At 59.0% G+C, this 22239-nt stretch carries 22 protein-coding genes and 2 pseudogenes; 9 read left to right on the top strand and 15 right to left on the bottom strand.

Features of this window, described 5'->3' with window-relative positions; translation table 11 throughout:
• The first annotated feature begins 152 nt into the window (after positions 1–152).
• Positions 153–584, top strand: a complete 432-nt coding sequence (locus tag FNY10_RS07485) for a VOC family protein (protein ID WP_141964631.1) — start codon at positions 153–155, stop codon at positions 582–584.
• Between the two features lie 38 nt (positions 585–622).
• On the opposite strand, the gene fdnI is transcribed toward FNY10_RS07485, so the two are convergent.
• From fdnI to fdnG, 3 genes are read right to left on the bottom strand one after another with little or no spacing between them, the layout of a single operon-like run.
• Positions 623–1291, bottom strand: a complete 669-nt coding sequence (gene fdnI, locus FNY10_RS07480) for a formate dehydrogenase-N subunit gamma (RefSeq protein ID WP_131049057.1) — start codon at positions 1289–1291, stop codon at positions 623–625.
• Positions 1284–2168, bottom strand: a complete 885-nt coding sequence (gene fdxH, locus FNY10_RS07475; RefSeq protein WP_141964632.1) for a formate dehydrogenase subunit beta — start codon at positions 2166–2168, stop codon at positions 1284–1286. Before fdxH ends, fdnI begins: the two co-directional genes overlap by 8 nt.
• An 11-nt stretch (positions 2169–2179) precedes the next feature.
• A complete protein-coding gene (gene fdnG, locus FNY10_RS07470; RefSeq protein WP_160703399.1) occupies positions 2180–5227 on the bottom strand; it encodes a formate dehydrogenase-N subunit alpha in 3048 nt (1015 codons plus the stop codon).
• A 223-nt stretch (positions 5228–5450) separates the two neighbouring features.
• Between fdnG and yddG the strand changes: the two genes are divergently transcribed.
• A complete protein-coding gene (gene yddG / locus FNY10_RS07465) occupies positions 5451–6329 on the top strand; it encodes an aromatic amino acid DMT transporter YddG (RefSeq protein WP_100684267.1) in 879 nt (292 codons plus the stop codon).
• Here yddG and FNY10_RS26815 read toward each other — a convergent pair.
• From FNY10_RS26815 to FNY10_RS07450, 4 genes and pseudogenes are all read right to left on the bottom strand, one after another.
• Positions 6326–6403, bottom strand: a pseudogene (locus FNY10_RS26815) (hypothetical protein); the annotation flags it as partial. The gene yddG and the pseudogene FNY10_RS26815 sit on opposite strands and share 4 nt — an antisense overlap.
• Positions 6404–6487: 84 nt before the next feature.
• Positions 6488–7417, bottom strand: coding sequence for a catechol 1,2-dioxygenase (catA, locus tag FNY10_RS07460; protein ID WP_131049053.1), 930 nt, complete (start codon positions 7415–7417; stop codon positions 6488–6490).
• 76 nt (positions 7418–7493) lie between these two features.
• Positions 7494–7784: a muconolactone Delta-isomerase gene (catC, locus tag FNY10_RS07455; protein WP_131049052.1), complete on the bottom strand. Its 291-nt coding sequence runs from the start codon at positions 7782–7784 to the stop codon at positions 7494–7496.
• Between the two features lie 19 nt (positions 7785–7803).
• Positions 7804–8970, bottom strand: a complete 1167-nt coding sequence (locus FNY10_RS07450; RefSeq protein WP_160704015.1) for a muconate cycloisomerase family protein — start codon at positions 8968–8970, stop codon at positions 7804–7806.
• A gap of 112 nt (positions 8971–9082) precedes the next feature.
• Between FNY10_RS07450 and FNY10_RS07445 the strand changes: the two are divergent.
• A pseudogene (locus tag FNY10_RS07445) lies at positions 9083–9980 on the top strand (IclR family transcriptional regulator domain-containing protein).
• A 2-nt stretch (positions 9981–9982) separates the two neighbouring features.
• On the opposite strand, the gene FNY10_RS07440 reads toward FNY10_RS07445, so the two are convergent.
• Positions 9983–11473: a SmvA family efflux MFS transporter gene (locus FNY10_RS07440; RefSeq protein ID WP_100684276.1), complete on the bottom strand. Its 1491-nt coding sequence runs from the start codon at positions 11471–11473 to the stop codon at positions 9983–9985.
• A gap of 119 nt (positions 11474–11592) precedes the next feature.
• Between FNY10_RS07440 and FNY10_RS07435 the strand changes: the two genes are divergently transcribed.
• Together FNY10_RS07435 and FNY10_RS07430 are read left to right on the top strand one after the other, a co-directional pair.
• On the top strand, positions 11593–12174 hold the full coding sequence (locus FNY10_RS07435) for a TetR family transcriptional regulator (protein WP_141964636.1): 582 nt from the start codon (positions 11593–11595) through the stop codon (positions 12172–12174).
• Between the two features lie 238 nt (positions 12175–12412).
• Positions 12413–12685, top strand: a complete 273-nt coding sequence (locus FNY10_RS07430) for a hypothetical protein (protein WP_141964637.1) — start codon at positions 12413–12415, stop codon at positions 12683–12685.
• Between the two features lie 47 nt (positions 12686–12732).
• On the opposite strand, the gene FNY10_RS07425 is transcribed toward FNY10_RS07430, so the two are convergent.
• Entirely contained in the window at positions 12733–13641 is a 909-nt protein-coding gene (locus tag FNY10_RS07425; RefSeq protein ID WP_160704017.1) for a LysR substrate-binding domain-containing protein, read from the bottom strand.
• A 105-nt stretch (positions 13642–13746) separates the two neighbouring features.
• On the opposite strand from FNY10_RS07425, the gene FNY10_RS07420 reads away from it, so the two are divergent.
• Positions 13747–14061 carry a carboxymuconolactone decarboxylase family protein gene (locus FNY10_RS07420; RefSeq protein ID WP_100684279.1) on the top strand — a complete coding sequence of 105 codons (315 nt, stop codon included), beginning with the start codon at positions 13747–13749 and terminating at the stop codon, positions 14059–14061.
• Positions 14062–14071: 10 nt separating this feature from the next.
• Complete coding sequence (locus FNY10_RS07415; protein WP_141964638.1) at positions 14072–14482, top strand: tautomerase family protein; 411 nt, start codon at positions 14072–14074, stop codon at positions 14480–14482.
• 79 nt (positions 14483–14561) lie between these two features.
• On the opposite strand, the gene nhoA is transcribed toward FNY10_RS07415, so the two are convergent.
• From nhoA to FNY10_RS07395, 4 genes are all read right to left on the bottom strand, one after another.
• Positions 14562–15407, bottom strand: a complete 846-nt coding sequence (gene nhoA, locus FNY10_RS07410) for an N-hydroxyarylamine O-acetyltransferase (RefSeq protein WP_141964639.1) — start codon at positions 15405–15407, stop codon at positions 14562–14564.
• A gap of 70 nt (positions 15408–15477) precedes the next feature.
• A complete protein-coding gene (locus tag FNY10_RS07405; protein WP_141964640.1) occupies positions 15478–17139 on the bottom strand; it encodes an ABC transporter permease in 1662 nt (553 codons plus the stop codon).
• A 155-nt stretch (positions 17140–17294) separates the two neighbouring features.
• Positions 17295–18263 (bottom strand): ABC transporter substrate-binding protein, encoded by a 969-nt coding sequence (locus tag FNY10_RS07400; protein ID WP_141964641.1) that lies wholly within the window; start codon positions 18261–18263, stop codon positions 17295–17297.
• Positions 18260–18964 (bottom strand): ABC transporter ATP-binding protein, encoded by a 705-nt coding sequence (locus FNY10_RS07395; protein WP_160704019.1) that lies wholly within the window; start codon positions 18962–18964, stop codon positions 18260–18262. The genes FNY10_RS07400 and FNY10_RS07395 overlap by 4 nt, the downstream gene beginning before the upstream one ends.
• 211 nt (positions 18965–19175) lie before the next feature.
• Here FNY10_RS07395 and FNY10_RS07390 point away from each other — a divergent pair, with 211 nt between their 5' ends.
• Positions 19176–19757: a flavin reductase family protein gene (locus tag FNY10_RS07390; protein ID WP_100684285.1), complete on the top strand. Its 582-nt coding sequence runs from the start codon at positions 19176–19178 to the stop codon at positions 19755–19757.
• A gap of 782 nt (positions 19758–20539) precedes the next feature.
• Positions 20540–21058 (top strand): ClbS/DfsB family four-helix bundle protein, encoded by a 519-nt coding sequence (locus tag FNY10_RS07385; RefSeq protein ID WP_100686487.1) that lies wholly within the window; start codon positions 20540–20542, stop codon positions 21056–21058.
• A 155-nt stretch (positions 21059–21213) separates the two neighbouring features.
• Here the strand turns inward: FNY10_RS07385 and pptA are convergent, their stop codons facing one another.
• Together pptA and FNY10_RS07375 are read right to left on the bottom strand one after the other, a co-directional pair.
• Positions 21214–21441, bottom strand: a complete 228-nt coding sequence (pptA, locus tag FNY10_RS07380; protein ID WP_131049041.1) for a tautomerase PptA — start codon at positions 21439–21441, stop codon at positions 21214–21216.
• Between the two features lie 67 nt (positions 21442–21508).
• Positions 21509–22126 (bottom strand): glutathione S-transferase family protein, encoded by a 618-nt coding sequence (locus tag FNY10_RS07375; RefSeq protein WP_131049040.1) that lies wholly within the window; start codon positions 22124–22126, stop codon positions 21509–21511.
• Positions 22127–22239 lie beyond the last annotated feature (113 nt).

Below are 22239 nucleotides of genomic sequence, written 5' to 3'. Positions count from 1 at the left end.
TCGCCTTGCCCGCTTCATGCTTTTCTGCCGGAGCGGGAAAGGTTATCCCCCCCTTTTCTGGTGAGCTCAAATCGATAAATCCGCCGTTTACCTCAACTTAACTTCAGGTATTACGCTTAACGCATACCGTCAGATAACGATAAGGACATGATATGCATGAGATTGACAGCGGTTTTACCCATGTGGCCTTTATGGTGCGGGATCTCAACAGGAGCATCGATTTTTATACCCGCTACACCGCCATGCAGGTGATCCATCAGCGCTCGCCGGATCTTCCCTCCGCTCGCCACGTGGCGTGGTTAAGCGATCGTACCCGCTTATTCGCCCTGGTACTGGTGCAGGCGGATGAACCGACCGATACCCCGCTGGGGCCGTTTGGCCATTTAGGCGTCGCCTGCGCGACCAAAGAGGAGATCGACGCGAAAACCGCGATGGCACGGCGGGAAGGCGTGCTGCGAAAGGAGCCGGAGCAGCTCGGGGAGCCGGTGGGCTATTACGTCTTTTTCAGCGACCCGGATGGCAATACGCTGGAACTCTCTTACGGCCAGCGCGTCGGACTGGAAGTCCTGCGTAGCGAGAGCTGAAAGCACATGGCGCGACCCGGTCGCGCCATGAAGAACCATCAGGAACGGCGCGCGGCGATGCCTTCCTCACTCTCTTTTTTCGCCTCCAGACGCTCAACGTCGCGATACCAGCGCGGGTGATGCTTCTGCGCCCAGCGGCGGCTCACTTTCCCTTCGACCATCCCCTTAATCGACCCTTTCACCCAGAATGCCATATACATATGGATAAGGATGGCGTGAATCAAAATAATCGCCGAGGTGGCGTGAAGCAGCAGGCTGTAGCGAATGACTTCGATCGGGAAGAAAGGGGCAAACCAGGGACGCCAGATGATCACTCCGGTCACCAGCAGCACAAAAATCATGCTCATGATGGTCCAGAACATCATCTTCTGCCCGGCGTTATATTTGCCGACGCGGGCCACTTTATGTTCATTGCCCTTCAGCACTTCAACAATGCCCTTCAGCCACGGGATGTCCTGCTTGTCCGGAATGTTATGCTGGACAAAGCGCACAAACATCAACATCAGCGCCATGAAGATAGCCACGCCGAAGAAGGGATGCAAAATGCGCCCCATCTGCGGCGTACCGAAGGTTTCCGTCAGCCACTGCAGCGTCGGGAAAAAGAACGAGATCCCGGAGAGCGCCACCAGAAAGAAACAGATAACCACCGTCCAGTGACAGGCGCGATCGATAAACCTGGTGCGCACAATCATTTTCGATTTATGCATCATGCTCCTCCTCGTCGTCATCCACTTCTTTATTCGGCCCGATGCCGATGTAGTGGTAAATCAGGCCAGCAAAGGTGGCGATAAAGCCGACCGCCGACAGCGGTTTAAGCGCCCCCTTCCACAGATTAATACTGGTATCTATCTGCGGCTGCTTCGGCAAATTGTGGTACAGCTCAGGCTGGTCGGCATGGTGCAGGACGTACATCACGTGGGTACCGCCCACCCCCGGCGGGTTGTAGACCCCGGCGTGTGGATAGCCGCGCTTCTTCAGCTTTTCCACGCGCTCGTGCGCCACCTCCAGCATCTCTTTCTTAGTACCAAAATGAATCGCTCCGGTTGGGCAGGTCTTCACGCAGGCCGGCTCCTGGCCGACGCTGACGCGATCCACGCAGAGAGTACATTTATAGACCCGGTTATCCTCTTTATTGAGCCGCGGGACATTAAATGGACAGCCGGCAATGCAGTAGCCGCAGCCGATGCAGTTCTCCTGCTGAAAATCGACGATGCCGTTGGCGTACTGAATAATCGCTCCGGCGGAAGGACAGGCTTTCAGACAGCCGGGCTCCTCGCAGTGCATGCAGCCGTCTTTGCGGATCAGCCACTCCAGCTTGCCGTTCTGCTCGGTTTCGCTAAAGCGCATCACCGTCCACGATTTTGCGCTCAGGTCCGCCGGGTTATCGTACACCCCGACGCAGTGCCCCACCTCGTCGCGGATATCGTTCCACTCGGAACAGGCCACCTGGCAGGCTTTGCAGCCCACGCAGGTGGAGACATCAATCAGCTTGGCCACTTCCGCCTTGTAGTCCCGCGCACGCGGCGCGGGGGTCATCGGGTTGGTTGCGGAGCGCTGAATAATGTCCTGTGTTTCCATCGCCATTGAATCGCTCCTTACGCTTTCTCGATGTTGACCAGAAACGCTTTGTACTCCGGCGTTTGCGAATTGGAATCGCCGACGTTTGGCGTCAGGGTGTTGGCGATGTAGCCCTTCCGCGCCACCCCTTCAAAGCCCCAGTGCAGCGGGATGCCGACGGTTTCTACCTGCTGGCCGTGAACGTTGAGGGTCCGCAGACGGCGGGTCACCACCGCCACCGCGCGGATAAAGCCGCGCTGGCTGCTCACCGTCACCCGATCGCCGTTGGCAATCCCTTTCGCCTGCGCCAGACCTTCGCTGATTTCCACAAACTGTTCCGGCTGGGCAATGGCGTTGAGCCGCGCATGCTTGGTCCAGGTATGGAAATGCTCGGTCAGACGATAGGTGGTCCCGACGTACGGGAACTTATCTTTCTTCCCTAAGCGCAGGGCGTCGTCTTCATACAGACGCACCACCGGACTGGAGATCACGTTCGGGTGCAGCGGGTTGGTACCCAGCGGCGTTTCCATCGGCTCGTAATGTTCCGGGAACGGACCTTCCGCCAGCTTATCGAGGGCAAACAGACGCCCCAGCCCCTCCGGCTGCATGATAAACGGCCCGGTGTTGCTGCCCGGCGCGGCGGTATTGAAGTCAGGGATATCGTTCCCCGTCCACTTCGTTCCGTTCCACTGGATCAGCATCCGTTTCGCATCCCACGGTTTGCCGTTAATATCCGCCGAAGCGCGGTTATACAGCACGCGGCGGTTGAGCGGCCACGCCCAGGCCCAGCCCAGCGTATTGCCCAGCCCTGACGGATCGGCGTTATCGCGGTTGGCCATCTGGTTACCCTGCTCCGTCCAGCTCCCGGCGTAGATCCAGCAGGACGATGCCGTGGTGCCGTCATCGCGCAGCAGCGCGAAGCTGCTCAACAGCTGGCCTTTTTTCGCCAGCAGGGCACCGTTGCCGTCATACAGATCCGCCAGCGCATAGCCGTTGTTCTCTTTCGCCACCTCTTCCGATTCCGGATGATCCGGCTGTTTGTAGCTCCAGCTCATCTTCAGCAGCGGCTCGGCGCCTTTCCCACCTTCGGTGCGATACATTTCGCGCAGGCGATGGTAAATGCCGGCCAGAATTTCGCCGTCGTTACGCGCTTCGCCCGGCGCATCCTGGCCTTTCCAGTGCCATTGCAGCCAGCGTCCGGAGTTGGCAATCGACCCGTCCTCTTCCGCAAAGCAGGTGGACGGCAGACGGAACACTTCGGTCTGAATCGCCGCCGGGTCGACATCGTTCGACTCGCCGTGGTTTTGCCAGAAGGTCGAGGTTTCGGTCACCAGCGGGTCGATAACCACCATGTACTTAAGCTTGCTCAGGCTGCGGACCACCTTGTTTTTGTCCGGGAACGAGGCCACCGGGTTAAAGCCCTGGCAGATATAGCCCGTGATCTGACCTTTATCCATCATGTTGAAATACTTGATGACGTCGTAAGCCTGGTCCCACTTCGGCAGCCAGTTAAAGCCCCAGTCGTTCTCTTTCTGCGCCGCATCGCCGTAAAACGCTTTCATCAGGCTGACCGCAAACTTCGGATAGTTGCTCCAGTAGTTCACCTGGTCGGCCAGCGTGGCCTTCGGCGTGTTGGCGTTCAGCCAGGTCTGCCAGTCGCTCTGTTTTTCTGATGGCAGCGTCAGATAACCCGGCAGGCTGGTAGAGAGCAGACCTAAGTCGGTTAAGCCCTGAATGTTGGAGTGACCGCGCAGGGCATTCACCCCACCGCCCGCCATCCCCATGTTGCCGAGCAGCAGTTGGATCATCGCCATGGTGCGGATGTTCTGCGCCCCGACGGTATGCTGCGTCCAGCCCAATGCGTACAGGAAAGTGGTGGTCCGGTCCGCGGCGCTGGTCGACGCCAGCACTTCGCACACTTTCAGGAAGTCGGCTTTCGGCGTCCCGCAGATGTTCTCCACCACCTCCGGCGTGTAGCGCGAGACATGCTGCTTCAGCAGGTTCCATACGCAGCGCGGATGTTGCAGGGTTTCATCGCGCAGCGCATAGCCGTTTTCGTCAAACTGATAGTTCCACGATGTTTTGTCATACCGCCGTTTTTCAGCGTCATAGCCGCTGAACAAGCCATCTTCGAAGGCAAAATCGTCGCGTACCAGCAGGTTGGCGTTGGTGTAGTGTTTAACGTACTGCGCATTGATTTTGTTGTTTTCAATCAGGTACAGCAGCACCCCCGACAGGAAGGTAATGTCGGTGCCGGAACGAATCGGCGCATAGATATCGGCCACCGAAGCCGTGCGCGTAAAGCGCGGGTCGACGACGATAAGCAGAGCATCGTTGTTGTTTTTCGCCTCCATCACCCAGCGGAATCCCACCGGATGGGCTTCAGCGGCGTTGCCGCCCATCACCATCACGACATTAGCGTTTTTGATATCAACCCAGTGGTTGGTCATCGCACCGCGACCAAATGTTGGAGCAAGACTTGCTACCGTTGGTCCGTGTCAGACGCGCGCCTGGTTATCCACTGCCAGCATGCCGAGCGAGCGCGCAAATTTCTGCGTCAGCATCCCGGTTTCGTTACTGGCCGCCGAGGCGCACAGCATCCCGGTTGAAAGCCAGCGGTTAACCACGGTGCCCTGCTCGTTTTTCTCAATAAAGTTGGCATCACGGTCGGCTTTCATCAGCCTGGCGATCCGGTTGAAGGCGTCGTCCCAGGAGATACGCTGCCATTTGTCAGACCCCGGCGCGCGGTATTCCGGGTAGCGCAGTCGGTTGTCGCTATGAACATAATCCAGCAGCCCCGCGCCTTTCGGGCATAAAGCGCCCCGGCTGACCGGATGATCGGGATCCCCTTCAATATGATAGATGGCTTCTTTCGCGTTCTTCGCGCCGTCGCCGAGGCTATACATTAATAGCCCGCAGCCCACGGAGCAGTATGTGCAGGTGTTGCGGATCTCTTTGGCGCGCAATAATTTGTAATTACGCGCCTGAGCCAGCGCCATTTTGGGTGCGAAACCCAGGGCAGCGGCTGTTGTTCCGGCCATACCGCCTGCGCAGATTTTAAAAAACTTTCTGCGGCTGACGTCCATTGATTTTCTCCATGCAGGATGCGTGTTCATCGCGGGGGAAACTACCAGCAATGTCCCTGATTTTTTTGCGTCAAATCAATGTCGAAAACCGTCGCCCCCTTAATAGTCAAGGTCAGCGGATTTCATTACCCCCTTGGTATTAAGCGCGAAGGAAAACAGGGGCCAGACGGAATGAAAAAGTGTTATAAATCGGCTCTTGATAAATATCGGTGTCAGGTTTGACATGGAAAAGAAAAAAGCGACGTTGACCGGTCTGGCCGCCATTGTGCTGTGGAGCACGATGGTCGGATTAATTCGCGGCGTCAGCGAAGGGTTAGGCCCGGTCGGCGGCGCGGCAATGATCTATACGCTGAGCGGCTTATTGCTGCTGACCACCGTCGGGTTTCCCCGGCTGCGGCAGATGCCGCGCGCCTATCTGCTGGCCGGCAGTCTGCTGTTCGTCAGCTATGAAATATGTCTGGCGCTGTCGCTGGGCTTTGCCGGTAGCCGTCAGCAGGCGATTGAAGTCGGGATGGTCAATTATCTGTGGCCCAGCCTGACGATACTCTTTGCCATTCTCTTTAATGGGCAGAAAACCAGCTGGCTGGTCGTGCCCGGCTTATTTCTCGCGCTGCTTGGCGTCACCTGGGTATTAGGCGGCGAGCACGGCCTGAATAGTGATGAAATTACCCGCAACGTCGTCTCCAGCCCCCTGAGCTATATTCTGGCTTTTGTCGGCGCATTTATCTGGGCGACCTACTGCACGGTCACCGCGAAATATGCGCGCGGCAAAAACGGCATTACCCTGTTTGTTTTATTAACCGCCCTGACCCTGTGGCTGAAGTTTATGCTCAGCGATCAACCGCCGATGATTTTCAGCTGGCCGGTGGTCATTAAGCTGGTAATGTGCGCGGTGGCGCTGGGATTTGGCTATGCGGCCTGGAACGTCGGTATTCTGCACGGCAACGTCAGCCTGCTGGCGGCCGCCTCTTACTTTACCCCGGTGCTCTCTTCGGCGCTGGCGGCGGTGCTGCTCAGCGCGGCCCTCTCCTGGCCGTTCTGGCAGGGCGCCGGTATGGTTTGCGCCGGCTCCCTGCTCTGCTGGTATGCCACCCGACGCTAACCGAGGTCGCCTCCGGCCACCGGCAGCGTGACGCCGGTGATATAACTGGCCTCATCGCTGGCAAGAATAATCAATTCAGGAATATCCCCGGCCGCGCGGCAGGCCGGGCAATAGTATGACTCACCGCCCCGGGCGCACCGGCCCGGGAGGTGTACCGGTCATGACTCTTGTGCGCGCAGGCGGGAAATACGCTGCTCTTCTTCGGCGTTGAGGGCCGGGCACAAGGTAAAGTCGAAGCGAACTTCGGTGTGCTCGCCGTCGAGCTTACGCTGCGCAATCAGCTCACGATCGGTGATTTTTACCGGGTCGGCAATCAGGCCATCGCGGGTGGCGAAGGCAAAGTCGTCCCACAGATACTTATCGCCGTTAAGGTTAATCTGGCTGGTTAAATGCTTGTGGCCCGGCGCGGAGACGAAGAAGTGAATATGCGCCGGACGGTTGCCGTGACGACCCAACTGGTTAAGCAACTTTTGCGTCGGACCATCCGGCGGACAGCCGTAACCGGAAGGCATGATACTGCGCACGCTGTAGCGGCCATCTGCGCCGGTACGGATGCGGCGACGCAGGTTGTATTCACTCTGGCTCTGGTCAAAGAACGAGTAGTTCCCGAGGGTGTTGGCATGCCAGATATCCACAATCGCGTTGGCGACCGGACGGCCCTGGGTATCGCAAACCTGACCGTGCAACCACATGACCTCCCCGGCATCGAGACCGTCATCCATCCGCGCGTGCCCTTCGACAAGCGGCGCATTGGCAACGTACAGCGGCCCTTCAATGGTACGCGGCGTGCCGGTTTCACGATGCGCTGCGGCGTCGATCGCATCCTGACGCAGATCGAGGAAATGTTCCAGCCCGAGACCCGCCGCCAGCAGCGCCGCTTCCTGACGTCCGCCCAGTTCGTGCAGATAGTTCACCGCATGCCAGAACTCTTCCTGGGTAATATTATAATCGTCGATCAGGGTGCATATATCTTCCAGTAAACGATGGACAATGACTTTAAAACGCTCATTACCGCCGGGAACGGTTAATCCGGCACTTTCACGTAATAATTTCTGCACGGCTTCTTGTTGTACGAAAGAATTTTTCATTTTGATTCTCACTTATTGCTTGCAGGTGGCTTGTAGGGTTTACGCCGGCCTGTCCGGCGCGAGGTTTTTATTATTTTTAGCTATCGTCTTCACGAATCGAGGAGGGATGGCGGCACAAGGCCTCCACGCGGATTTCCATAAACGGGTATAATGGCAACCCCATTAATATCTGGTGCAACTCATCGGCATCACGCACATCAAAAATACTGACATTGGCGTACAGTCCGGCGACGCGCCAGATATGTCGCCAGGTGCCTGCACGCTGTAATTGCTGCGAATAAGCTTTTTCTCGTTGTTTAATCTCCTCAAGCTCGGCGGCGGGATAGCCCAGCGGGATCTTGACGGTCATATCCACTTTAAACAGCATATTTTTCTCCTGTCATGCCCTACGCTTTGCGGGCATAGAAGTGCAATTTATCTTCATCAAGTTCGACACCTAAGCCCGGGGTCTGAGGCACAACGACGCTGCCGTTGGCGAAGGTCAGCGGTACGCTGACGATGTCATCTTTGAGCAACAGCGGGCCGAACATTTCCGTGCCCCATTGCAGCGGCAGCGTCGACCAGGCGTGCAGCGATGCGACGGTGCCGACGGTGCCTTCCAGCATGGTTCCGCCATACAACCCGATACCCGCCGCCTGCGCGACATGCGCCAGGGCTAAAACGCTGGCCGGGCCGCCCGCTTTGGCGATTTTCAGCGCATAGGCGCCGCTAAAGCCCTGCTGCGCCAGGCGATAACCATCGTAATGCGTCGCCACCGCTTCATCCGCCAGAATCGCGGTTTCAATATGCTGACTAAGGCGAACCAGCGCCGCGCTGTCCTGCGCGCTGACCGGTTGCTCAATTAAGTCGATGCCCATTGCCGCCAGTTCACGACAGCCTTTGGCCGCCGCGGTGGCGTCCCAGGCCTGGTTAACGTCGACGCGAATACTCGCCCGATCGCCCAGCGCCTCGACAATCGCTCGGGTGTGGCGTAAATCGGTCGCCAGTTCGCGCGCGCCGATTTTTAACTTAAATGCCTGGTGGCGGCCTTCGACCAGCAGCCTTTCCCCTTCGGCGATGTCCTTGCTGGTCTCCCCGCTCGCCAGGGTCCACAGCACCGGCAGCGACGTCTGCAGCGCGCCGCCCAGCAGCGCCGAAACCGGCAGACCCAGCGCCTTGCCCTGCGCATCCAACAGCGCGGTTTCAATCGCCGATTTGGCGAACGTATTACCTTTGATGGCGCTGTTGATACGCTGCATCAGCGCATTCAGGTTATCGGCGGGCTGCCCCTTGAGCAGCGGCGTCAGGTAATGGTTAATGGCGCTGGAGATGGCTTCCGGACTCTCGACGCCATAGCTCAACCCGCCGATGGTGGTCGCCTCGCCGATTCCACAAATGCCGTCAGAGCGCGTAATGCGGACAATCACCAACGTCTGGCAGCCCATGGTTGTCATCGAGAGTTTGTGCGGGCGAATGGTCGGGACGTCAACCAGCCAGCTTTCAATGCGTTCTACGGTCGCGGTCATGTTTTCTTCCTGCTCGTTAAATACATAACTTTTTGTGCCGCCAACCATAACGAGGGGTGACGGTGACTTTGACAATAGGGGCGAGCCGGTGAAATGGTCAACGGCGATAATCGAAATGTTGTGCGATTATCGACGCGCTTGTTAAAATGAGGTTAATAGTGTGATCCGGGTGGTAAAACGGGCACATTCCGTCGCCGCCCTTTTTCCCCGCGGTATAGTGGTGCCCCGTGAGCTTTTGTTTTCGAACGGAGAGGAATTCAATGAGCGCGACACCGCCAACCCCCCTCAGCGCCAGGCAGGCCGAACACGACCCGAATTTCATGCTGTCGCTGGCGCGCGGACTGGAAGTTCTCAATGCCTTTACTCCCCAGCGCCAGCGGCTGACTATCTCGCAGCTCAGTCAGAAAACGCAGATTTCCCGCGCCGCCGTCCGCCGCTGCCTGTATACCCTCGCCGCGCTCGGCATGGTGCACAGCACGGACGGACGCAGCTATGAATTGCTACCGCGGGTATTGGCCGTCGGCCATGCCTACCTGGCCGGGACGCCGCTGGCGAAAGTGGCTCAGAGCGCGCTGGATAATCTCGGCAAGACCCTCGGCGAGTCCTGCTCCGCCGCCACCCTCGATGGCGATAACGTGCTCTACATCGCCAGAGCCGCCGTCAACAATCTGCTGAGCGTCGACATCGGTCGCGGCAGTCGTCTCCCCGCGTGGGCGACCTCAATGGGCCGCGTCCTGCTTAGCGCCCTGGCGGAAGAACAGCTAAACGTGACATTGTCACGCGCAAATTTACTTCGCTACACCCCGCATACGCTGTGTGATTTAGCGGGATTGCGGCAGGAAATAGCCCGGGTCCGTATGCAGGGGTACGCGATAGCCGATCGGCAAATTGAGGTGGGATTATGTTCGCTGGCGGTTCCGCTGCTGTCCCGCAGCGGCCAGGTGGTCGCGGCGCTCAATGTCGGCGTACCCGCCAGCGCCATGAGCGCCGCCGCGCTGCGAGAGAAAGCGCTGGACCCGCTGCGACGAGCGGCCATGGCGCTTTCTCTCCAGCTATAGGGCTAGTTCATTTTCGGCGCCTGCGCCAGACTGCGCCAGATCCCGGCGGCCAGCAGCAACAGCAGCACTCCGGCGGTGGCCAGCACAATACTGTGAGCGCTGATAAATGCGGTTTTCGCCGCGACAATCAGCGAATGCGCCGGAACCGCGGGCAGCGACTGCGCCAGCGCGATCGCTTCGCTGATGGATGATGAGGCCTGCGCCGCGGTCTGGCCGTCCACCCCGACGGGCAGCACAATCGATGAACTGTAGCTGCGGGTCAGGATCAGGCCGAACAGCGCGATCCCCAGACCGGCCCCCAGCTCATACGCCATGGTTTCAATGGCGCCAGCCGCCGCCGCTTTCTCTTTCGGCGCCGCCGCCATAATGGCGGAGCTGGAAGCCAACAATGCGCTGGCGACGCTGAACCCTAAGAGAGTCATTAATCCCCATGCCAGCCACTGCTGGGTGCTGAAATCGGTCATCGACAGGCCAAGGAAACTGAGCGCGCTCAGCAGCATCCCGCCGGTTGCGACCTGGCGCAGACCGAGACGGGAAACCATCGCTCCGGCGACGGGGCCGCTAAACCCGCTCGCCAGCATCAGCGGCAGCATAAACAGCCCGGCTTCAAACGGCGTTTTGCCGTGGACGAACTGCAGTTCCTGCGCCATCAGCAACTCAAAGCCGACGAGGGTGATCAGCGCGGTCATCGCCATCATCACGCCGCTTAAGATAATGCGATGCGTAAACAGGCGCATATCGACCATCGGAGTCGCGGCGGAAAGCTGCTGGCGAACAAAACGCACCAGCAGCGCCAGCCCCACCAGCGCGATGGCGCCGGTCATCCATACGGCCATTTGCCCTTTCAGCGCCGATTTTGCGCTGAACACCAGCATCAGGATCGCCACAATCAGCATCAATGCCTGGGTCAGATTAAGCGGCTGTTCGCGGCGCGCCGGCTGACGCGGTACCATCCGGGCGCTGAAGGCGATAACCGCCAGCACGATGGGCACGTTGAGCAGGAACACCGACCCCCAGTAAAAATGTTCCAGCAGGATGCCGCCCACCAGCGGGCCGAAGGCGGCCCCGCCAGAGCCAATCGCCGCCCACAGGCCAAGCGCCATGTTGCGGTGACGCGCCTGCGAAAACGTGGTGCGGATACCGGCGAGCGTCGCCGGGACGATCATCGCCGCGCCGATAGCCAGCAGCGCGCGGGAGCCGATCAGCGCCAGCGCTGTGGGTGAAAATGCCGCCGCCAGCGACGAGACGCCAAAAATAGCGCTGCCGAGCAGCAGCAGACGTTTAAAGCCGATTTTATCGCCGAGCGCGCCCATCGGCAGCACCATACCGGCCATCACTAATGAATAAATATCAATGATCCACAGCAGCTCATTGCTGCTGGTCCCCAACGACATACTAAGCGTTGGCGCGGCGACATGCAGTACCGTGGCGTCAATCGCCACCGGCAGATAAACCAGTAAAATCGCCACCAGCGTTAACCATTGCCGAGACATACCTTGTTCCTCTACTTTCCAAATTGGACACGCGTCCAGGATTACGATCCTGCCGGATTGTTGAACGACTGTCCAACTTTTTGTTACTATCGAGGAAAACCACGGTTCTGCGGGGAAATATGCACTACTTAAATCGGGAAGCTCGTCGCGAGGTGATCATGCTGGCGGCGATGCGCGTCGCACTGCAGGGTGGCCTGGGCGCCATGACCGTCCGGCAAATCGCCGCCGAAGCCGGGGTCGCCACCGGGCAGCTGCATCACCATTTCACCTCCATCGGCAAACTTAAGGCGCAGGTCTTCGTCCGTTTAAACCGCGAGATGCTCGATATCCAGCTGGTCGCGGAAGACGCCAGCTCCCGCGAGCGTTTATTCTCAATGCTCGGCAGCGAGGATGGTCGGCTGGAACCCTACATCCGCCTGTGGCGCGAGGGACAGCTGCTTTCCGGTAGCGATAGCGACATCAAAGAGGCCTATCTGCTCACCATGTCGATGTGGCATGAAGAGACGGTCAGGATAATACGCCGCGGTTGTGACAGCGGCGAATTCCACCCCGTGGATAGCGCGGAGAATATCGCCTGGCGCTTAATTGCCCTGGTCTGCGGGCTGGACGGGATTTATGCGCTGGGAATGGAGGCTATCGACGACAGCGCATTTACACAATACATCAATCATTACATAACGTTAGAGCTGATGCCCCGCTAAAGCCTTTGCGCCGCCAACAGCACGGCAGTTTGCATCACATTTCAGGTATAAGGCACAAACTGGCATCCTGTTCAGCAGACAAATCAGCCTCCGCGCCAGGGGCTGATGCGTTTAAAAACAGGCGCTAAAGAAGGGGTAAAGCTGTAGTCGCTGCCGGCAATGGCTTATACTCTTTTCGTGTTTCAGACCTGCGCCTGAAGCCTCTGACTCAGCCGGATGATACGTTTGCGAGGGAACCATGGGTAAATATGTCATTTTTATCAGCAGCCGTGGCGGGAAAGCCGTACCAAAAGACCAGGTGACATCCTCTTTGATTAAAGAGATTAAACGACAGGGTTTCAGAAAACATCACCTTGATGTAGACGCTGAAAATGAAGCAGATGCCGTTAAAGCGTTAAATCAATTTAATGACGATTACCTGACGGAGGTCAAGGAGTACAGCGCAAGCACTATATTTATCTGCCTGTGCGCGATGGTTATTTTCATCGTTTTTCTCTTTTCAAATAGCTAGCGAATTTACGCCGCCAGGCTCACAAACACCGGTTCACAGACCGGCTTTCAGCGCCAACCAGAATCATCCGTCGGCGGTACAGGCGGCGCAAAACAGGCGATAATCGTGTGCAGCAGCAGTTTCGCCGGCGCGGAAAGCAGATTTTCATCACCGTATAACCCGACGCCAATATCACCCGCCGCGGGTAATTTCGCGCCATGAACGACCTGTAGCGAAGCGGGCATGCCCATTGTGGGCCGTAGCGCCACCCCCAGTCCTGCCGATGCGGCGGCCCAGATACCGTTCAGGCTGCGGCTGGTAACGGCAATACGCCAGGGGATACCGGCTTTGTCCAACGCCCTGGTGGCGGCGGTGCGCATGACGCACGGCGCTTCGAAGGCCAGCAGCGGCAGCGGCTGGTTTCTGTCGAGGCAGCCGGAGAGATCGAACTCCGTCGCCGCGATCCATTGCAGCGGCAGTCTTCCCAACAGATGATCAAAAGCCGGTTCGTCTGGCCCTTCCCAGCTCAGGGCCAGATCAAGTTCCTGGCGCATCATCGCCTCGCGCAGCGGCGCATTTCGCGTGACGGTAACCGCGATCTCAACCGCGGGACAGGCCCGGGCAAACTGCCCGAGGACCGCCGGCAGTAGCACCTCGCCAAAATCTTCCTGCAGTCCAAGACGCACCTCGCCGCTTACCCTTCTGGCCTGGAGCGCAGTCCAGGCTTCGTCATTCAGGCTCAGCATGCGCCGCGCGTAGCTCAGCATGATCTCCCCTTCTGCCGTCAACGCCAGATGACGCCCGGCTTTTTGTACCAGCGCCGTACCGGTCTGCTGCTCAAGCTTTTTAAGCTGAGCGCTGATAGCCGATGTGGAACGCCCGAGGCGTTCGGCAGCCAACGCAAAACTGCCGAGTTCCATCCCGGTCACGAAAGCGCGCAGCGCGTCGGCATCAAAGGTCAGAGGTCGTCTGCTCATCATTAACCATCCCGTTTTTCAGGATTATTAGTCATAAATTATATGATTATCGAAACCATCATAACCGGATATCGTCTCCCTGACATCCCACCTATGAGGTTGAAAATGGACAAAGTTAATCTGACACGAGAAAACCTGGCGGCGCTGGCGCCAAAGCTGGCATCACTGAGTGAAGAGGTCCTGTTTGGCGATATCTGGCAGCGCCCGGCGCTGTCGCCGCGCGACAGAAGCCTCATCACTCTCAGCGCGCTGGTCGCGATGTATCGCCCGGAACAGCTTGCCTGGCACCTGAAATTTGCCCGCGCTAACGGCGTAACGGAGAGCGAAATCACCGAGCTTTTTACCCATCTGTCGTTTTACGCCGGATGGCCTGCGGCGGTGTCGGCACTGAATGTGTTTAGCCAGCCCGATACCGAATGAGGAGACATTTATGCCGGTAACCCACATCGCCATATCTGAGGCGCGCTTCGGGCAATGGCACGCTCAAATCTCCATCGACTTGCAGCAGGCGCTTGTCGACCATTTTTCGGTCCCGCCTGGCGACTGTTTTCAGCTTTTTGACTGCTACAGCCCGCGACAGCGCGTGTTTGACCCTGACTACCTCTGCGGCGCAGAGGGCGGGCGCAGCGACGATTATCTGCTGTTTCAGATAACGGCCGGTAAAGCGCGCAGCCCTCATCAGAAACAGGTTTTTTATCAACATTTAGTCGCCAGACTTGAACAGTCGTTGGGGATCAGCCCGCACAACATCATGGTGGTCATCGCATTTACCGCGCCGGAGGACTGGTCATTCGGCTGCGGGAAAATGTTCGGCTTAACGGATATTCCGCCGCCGCTGTGAGCAATGTGCGGATAACGGAGGCTGAGTTCAGCGAGGGGCCGGAGACAGGCTTTCGCCCCCTCGTCCTGGCAATGACTGACTACTTCCCCGCCTCCGGATGGGTATCAAACGCCGCCATGACCGCTGCAAGCTCGGCTTCGGTAAAGCCATATTTGGTATCATCGACGCCAAGACCGAAGCGGGTTTGCAGCGCTTCATACAGCGCCGGAACATCCGGTAAATCAACCTTCTCGACCACATGGGCGTTATCCCAATGGGTGAAGTGGAAATTGGTTAACGTCATTTTTCCGCCGTCCGGCAGGTGACGGCACATCAGCAGATGGTGGCGGAAATGCGACTGCGGCCAGTGCGCCGACCAGAAATTCCCCATCACATAGTCAGCGGCATACTGGTGCCCGAGGTCGAAAAGGTACATCGACTGCCAGTGGCCGTGATGGCTGTACTGCAACGTCCATTCATCGCCTTCACAAATCAGCCGGTAGACGCCGTGCGGAGTTGACTGTTCCACATCCGCCAGCAGGCGGATGGGCGCGGTCAGGGTCTGGCCGCCGAAGCCGACATCGGCAATCCAGCGCTCGCCTTCAACCTCGACCAGCAGCAGGCGATGGGTTCGCGGCGGCATCTGCGGCGGATTCGCCAGCACCACGCGGCCCAGCAGGCTGCGGACATCAAAACCCAGCTCGCGCAGCGCCCGCTCCAGCAGCCCGTTTTGCTCAAAGCAGTAACCACCGCGACGGCCATGAATCAGCTTCTCTTCCAGCGTCCGATCGTCGAGATGGATCTCTCTGGGCAGCAGCACATCCAGATTTTCAAACGGGATCGCGCCATTGTGGTGAATATGCAGTTCGCGCAGGGTGTTAAGCGATACCTCAGGGGTTCCCGTCCAGCCCAGACGAGAAAAATAAGCGCTTAAAAATTGACTCATCAATGCCTCCAGCAATCGGTGTCCGACATTTATAGCCTATTTTTCCCGTCTGACTGCATATTTTGTGCGTTCACCGTTGACCGCGCGTGCCGCGCTGCATCAAGGCCAGCGCGCCGAGCATCAACACCAGACCGGTCAACAGCGTCAGCGAGGCCATCGCCATACCCTCGCCTATCGACCCCTGCTCAAACTGACGCCAGATAAATACCGCCACGGTTTGCGTCCCCGCCGGAGCCAGCAGCAGCGACGTCACCAGCTCGCGTGAAGCGATGGCAAACACCATCAGCATCGCCGCCAGCAGCGCCGGAAAGACCAGCGGCAGCACAATCAGACGCAGCGCCTGCAGCGGCGACGCGCCGTGCACTCGCGCCGCCGGTTCGAGATTCGTGCCCAGCTGACGCAGGGCGCTGCCAACATAGCGCACCGGCCACGGCAGCAACAGGCAACAATAAGACAGCAGCAGCATCCATCCGCTGTTATAGGGCGAAACCGGCCAGAACGGCTGGTTCCACAGCAGAATCAGCCCGACGCCGACGACCACGCCCGGCAGCGCCGCCGGCACCAGCGACAGCGCATCGACGATCCCGCGGCCTTTGATTTTCTGCACCAGCACCAGCCACGCGACGACCAGCCCCAACAGACCGACGATCAGCGCCGAGGCCAGCGCCAGAGAAAGGCTGGTGCCCAGCGCCGACAGCGCATCCCCCTGCCGGGCAAACAGCGCGGCAAAATGGCGGAAGGTAAAATTATCGGCATGAATGCCGCCTGATAAGGTGCCCATCAGGCCGGTCAGAACCATCGCCGCCCCCGGCAGCACCACCGCGACGCCTCCGATGCCCAGCATCAGCAGAACCGCGGGCAACGCCAGCCACCCCAGCTCCGCCCCACAATTTTCTCCCGGCTTGCCGGTCACGCTGGTAATCTCTTTATCCCCCACCAACCGCTTTTGCAGCCACCAGGCCAGCAGCGCCACCGCAATCAGCAGCAGCGACAGCAACGACGCGCCGGGCAGATCGATGGGCCAGTCGGCCAGCTTTTTCTCGATACCGACGGTCAGCATCACCAGCCCGGCCCGCGTGCCCAGCGCCGCCGGGACGCCAAACTCCTCAATCGCCAGGGTAAACGCCAGCAGCATCCCTGCCGCCAGCGCCGGGGAAAGCATCGGCAGCGTAATATGCCAGAAGGCCCGCCAGGCGCTGGCGCCGTGAACGCGCGCGACGATCGCCAGCCGCTGGCCGCTCGCCAGCAGGCTGCGGGAGACGGCAAAATAGACCACCGGGAAAATATTAAAGGTCATCACCAGCACGATGCCGCTGCGGCTGAACAACAGATCGTTCAGATCCCAGCCGGTTAGCTGTTGCAGATAACCGTTGCTTTGCAGCACCAGCATCCACGACAGCGCCGCGATATAGGGCGGCGTGAGAAACGGGATCAGGAACAGCAGGTCCCACAGGCGCGGCAGCGGAACATTAAACAGACCGCGCAGCACCCCCAGCGGCAGGCCGATAACCACACTCATCAGCGCCACGCCGCCGGCGACCCACAGGGTGCCGCCGAGCATCGGCAGGAGCTGAGGATCGGCTAACAGCGTCGGTACGCCGGTCAACGCTTCGCTCAGGGAACCGGCGCTAAAATGGGGGAAAATCGCCTGTAACACGATGAATAAAAGCGGTAACGCCACCAGCACCAGCAGCACCGTCAGGGTGACGCCGGAAATCAGTTTCTGTTTCACGGTATTTTCCTGGATACGATCTTACCCGGCTCGCGCTGCGCTTAGCCGGGCTACAGGTTCACAGCCATCTGCGGTCCAGTAGCCCGGACAGGCGCGCCAGCGCCGCCTCCGGGTAATGTGCCCGAGCAAACTTTCGCAACCCGGGAAAAGTTGGTTTACTGGGCGAAAAGCGTATTAAAGCGGGAAAGCACCGCGCTGCGTTCGCTCTTGCCATCGCTGGTGGTCGGCAGGATTTTCAGTTCTTTGAGCAGCGGGCGTTTGGCCGGAATGTCGCTACGCGCAGGCATCAGCCACGCCCCGGCGACCAGCGCCTGGCCCTCCGGCGACAGCACGTAGTCCACGAAGGCTTTGGCATCGTCAGCATGCGCCGTGGTTTTGAGGATCATCATCGGTCGCGGGGCAATCACCGTGCCGCTGGCGGGGAAAATCACCTTCAGGGATTCACCCTGGTCGATATTGCCGTAAGAGACATAGTCCACCGCGCCAAACACCGCCGCTTTCGCCCCCTGCATCACCGGCGTCACCGCCTGCGCATTCGGCCCGCTGACCACCATGCCGTTCTTTTTCAGATCGTCGAACAGTGCCCAGGCCTTGTCGCCCATGCCATTTTGCAACCCGATCAGCAAATCCAGCGATGCGCCGGAGAGCGCCGGATCTGGCGTGGTGACCTTATCTTTAAACGCCGTTTCGGTCAGGTCGCGCCACTCTTTCGGCTCCGGGGTGCCACTTTTGCTGTTCCAGACGATCCCCAGTGCCGATATCCCCTGCGCCACATAATCCGCCGATTTCAGGTTCGCCGGGACCTTATCGGCATTAGCGCTTTGATACGGCAGCAGCCAGCCCCGTTGATGCAAATCTTCCGCGGTATCCCAGGAGGCGGAGATCAGCACATCCGCCTGCGGGTTGGCCTGCTCCGCATCAAGACGAGCCATTACTTTGCCGGTCGTGGCCTGGAAAATATTGACCTTCACCCCGGTTTTCTTCTCATAGCCGCTGGCGAGACTTTTCGCCAGCGAACCCGGTCCAGCGGTATATACGGTCAGCGCGTGGGCGCTGGACATCATGGTGGCAGACAACAACATCGCGAGCACAGCTCCTTTCTTAACGGTCATAACGGTTTTCATGCGAGTTCCCCGGAGGATGAAGTGATGGTACGAACGGCGGCAATAGTGCCGGCAGATAAATGAACAATTCGGTCGGCCAGCAGTTCGGCTTCGCGGCGGTCGTGAGTCACATACACCGCGGTGATCCCCAGCTGGCGCAGCAGACGGCTCATCTCCACGCACAGCGATTCGCGCAGTTCGCTATCGAGGTTGGAGAGCGGTTCGTCAAATAGCAGCACGCGAGGTTCAGCGACGATGGCGCGAGCCAGCGCCACGCGCTGCTGCTGGCCGCCGGAAAGGCCGGAGGGTTTACGATCGGCAAAGCCGCTCAGACCAACCATCGCCAGCGCGTCATTCACCCGCTGCTGTCGGGCATCGCGCGCTACGCCGCGCATACGCAGAGGAAAGGCGACATTCTGCGCCGCCGTCATATGCGGCCACAGGGCGTAATCCTGAAAAACCATGCCGATATCACGCTGCTCCGGCGGCATGCCCCAGCCGGGTTTCGCCACCAGACGATCGCCAAAGCGTATTTCGCCGCCAGCCGGGACGCTGAGCCCCGCCAGCAGGCGCAGCAGGGTGCTTTTGCCGCAGCCAGACGGCCCCAGCAGCGCCACGATGCTGCCAGCATCGATATGCAGGTCTATCTGATTCAGAACGGTATGAGTGCCGAAGGCGAACGAAACGCCGTCGAGTTTGATGCCGGTAAGCGCGCGCATTATCGCCCTCCCTGCCGGGAAAGCGTTGCTCCGCCCGCCGTCAACAGCCGACGGGCCGCACTCACCTGTGATAAAGACAGGAGAGCTAACATATTGTTATCCTCTTTGGGATTTAGTGGTGCCGACTATAGGGAGCCTGTATGACGTATTGATTACATTTTCATTGCGGATTAACGTGTTGTCTGGCACCAGACCCATTTACCAAGGAACGCTTATGAGCCGTTTTCGCCATGTGGAACTCCAGTACGCCAGCCGCCTGCTCAATCATGGGCCGACCATTCTGATAACCAGCTACGATGCCGCTTCGCAGCGCCGTAACGTCATGGCCGCCGCATGGTCGATGCCGGTCGAGTTTGCGCCGCCCCGGCTCGCCATCGTGGTGGATAAGAGCGCCTGGACACGGGAAATCATTGAGCGCAACGGCACTTTCGGCATCGTCGTACCCGGTGTCGAGGCCGCCAGCTGGACCTACGCGGTCGGCAGCATCAGCGGACGCGATGAGGATAAATTTAACGCTTACGGCATTCCCGTCGTGCAGGGGCCGGAGCTGGGACTACCGCTGATTGAAGAGAAGTGCCTGGCGTGGATGGAGTGCCGACTGTTGCCGCCAACGGCAGCTCAGGAGCAGTACGATACGCTGTTTGGCGAGGTGGTTTCCGCCGCCGCCGATGAGCGCGTTTTCGTTACCGGGCGCTGGCAGTTCGACGACGATAAGCTCAATACGCTGCATCATCTCGGCACCGGCAACTTTGTCGCCAGCGGCCGCCACGTGCGCGCCAATACTCTGGAAGAGTAAAGCCCGCAAGCCGGTAGCGGCAGGATTTCACGGCCTGCCCGGATGGCTGACTGCACAGTGCGTTTCAGGAAAATAGCCCGGCGGCGCTTCGCTGGCGCGGGCCTACGCGATCGGCGCATAACATCAACGCCCTCACCCGTCAGGACCATCGCGCAAGCAAATCCGCAGCCACCGCTAGCCCGACCGGTAGGCCGGGTAAGGCGTCAGCCGCCACCCGGCAAAATACCGGTACGCCGTCCAGGCCAGCACAAGGGCCCATCACTCATTACGCAAGCAAATCCGCAACCACCGCTAGCCCAACCGGTAGGCCGGGTAAGGCGTCAGCCGCCACCCGGCAATTTTGGCATTCGCGAATGGGCCTGGCTGGCGCTGCGCCCGCATCTGGCGCACGATTTGGATCTCACTGTTGCCCTGCTCCCCCCTGGACCTCTTGCGCTTCGGAAAATATTCGCCGTTTCGCCTGCGAGTCTCTGCGTCCGCGCGGCGTCTGGTGCGCGCATATCGGCGAGCTGAAACTGGCAATCCTTTCCCCCCTGCGCGCAGACCCGTCGAAATATGTCCAGGATTCCGTAGCCAACTGGCTGAATGACGCGGGTAAAGAGAATCGGCAGCGGGTACAATCGCTATACGCGCAATGGCTGGCAGACACCTCTGCACCCGCCATCTTGCGTATTTGCCAGCGCGCGAGGCGAAATTTAATCTGAGGAGCGACGCTGGCGACCAGCCTCATTCTTTGGACATATACCGTATAGCCGCACCATCGACACGGCAAGGAACTCACTATGAGCGTACCGCAAACCCAGGCGCAACTTCTGCAAGCCATCAATAAAAACTACGATAAATTAGCCGGTTATCTGGCGCATATTCCCCCGGAGATCGCGGAGCAAAAGACCCTCCCCGGTCATGTCCAGGGAAGCGAAATGAGCGTTCGCGATCTGGTCTGTTACCTTCTGGGATGGCAGGATCTGGTGCTCAAATGGCTGGCTCACGACGAAGCGCAGCAACCCATCGACTTCCCGGAAACCGGTTTTCAGTGGAACCAGCTTGGGCTGCTGGCGCAAAAGTTCTACCTCGATTACCCCTCGCAGGACTACCCCACTCTGCTCGTCTCTTTGCATCAGGCTAAACGGCAGATTATCGCCCACATCGAGGCGCGGAATGATGACACGCTTTATGGCCGACCGTGGTACGGGAAATGGACGCTGGGGCGGATGATTTCACTTAACACCTCGTCGCCTTATGCCAACGCCAGCGCGCGCCTGCGCAAGTGGGCGAAACAACAGCATGTCGCCTTGAAATAATGGCCTCCTCAGCACCGCCAACCACGCCGGTCTTCGCCGGGGAAAACGGGCCGGAGATTGCCCGGGAAGTGATAACCGCCATTTGATAAGCACAGGCGGCCGACTGAAGGCAGGGAGCCCGGAGCGGTGCAAGCGCACCACCCCGGGGGGCGCGACTACATGCTGTAACCTGGCTTCTTAATCAACTGCGCCATCTGCGGGGCGATTTCGCTGTCCCAGACTTTTTGCCAGTCGCTTTGCTCAACCAGAGTGAGGGCGACGCTCACCGCCCCGTCTTTACTGTTCAGATGGCGGATCAACACCTCGGTGATGTCGGCGGCCAGAGCGCTTTTTTGTTCATCGCTCAGTTCGCGGGGGAAACATTTAATATCAACATGCGGCATAGCAGGCTCCTTATTGTGAGATCGATAAACTAGCATAGCGGTAGCCAGTCGGTTGGCCTTTTGTGCTTTAAATCAACTCGTTGTCACGCAGTACCCGCTGCAGCTCCGGGCGCTGGCAGACCTTGTCAGCCACGGCGATAAACTTCGGCGTATGTTCGGCAAACCACTCCCGCCGCGGGCCCCAGCGGCACATCGTCGCGATATAACAATCCAGCAGGGTTATCTCCGCCCCCAGCGCATAAGGCGCCGCCGCCAGCTGCTGCTCCAGCCACAGATACAGCGATTGACGATAGCGGATGCAGTTTTCCCGCAGCTGTTCCGCCGCGTCGGCGGCCCAGCGCTGCGGATAATCGGCATAGGTAAAGGTGGGATAAACATTGGCCACCAGCCAGATCAACAGACGCTGAAACTGATGGCGCTGCGCTGTGCCCGGCGCAGGCGCCAGATCCGGACGGCTATCGAGGATCATCAGGGCGATAGCGGCGGATTCGGTCATCACGCTGCCGTCCGCCAGTCGTAAAGTGGGAACCTGACACAACGGGTTTATCTGCATCAGACTGTCGCGCTGCGGGCCAGGCTGGTCGAAACCCGCCACATCGACGAAATGGTAAGGAATATTGGCCAGGGTCAGCATCAGCTCGCTAATCGCCGATCCCCAGCCGGGAACGCCATAGACGGTAATCATCATCTGCCTCCACGATAAAGCCTAAGTTTAGGCAGAAAACCGGGGTGACAGGCAGGAGGTATCGGGCAGCAGTACGGCGCAAAATGATACAGAACAGGCGTTATCCGCGATGA

It is taken from the genome of Klebsiella sp. Lac1 (assembly GCF_009825425.1).
GTDB classification, from domain to species: Bacteria; Pseudomonadota; Gammaproteobacteria; order Enterobacterales; family Enterobacteriaceae; genus Klebsiella; species Klebsiella electrica.
The sequence above is the reverse complement of the archived record's forward strand: the minus strand, read 5'-3'. Positions and strand labels throughout refer to the sequence as shown.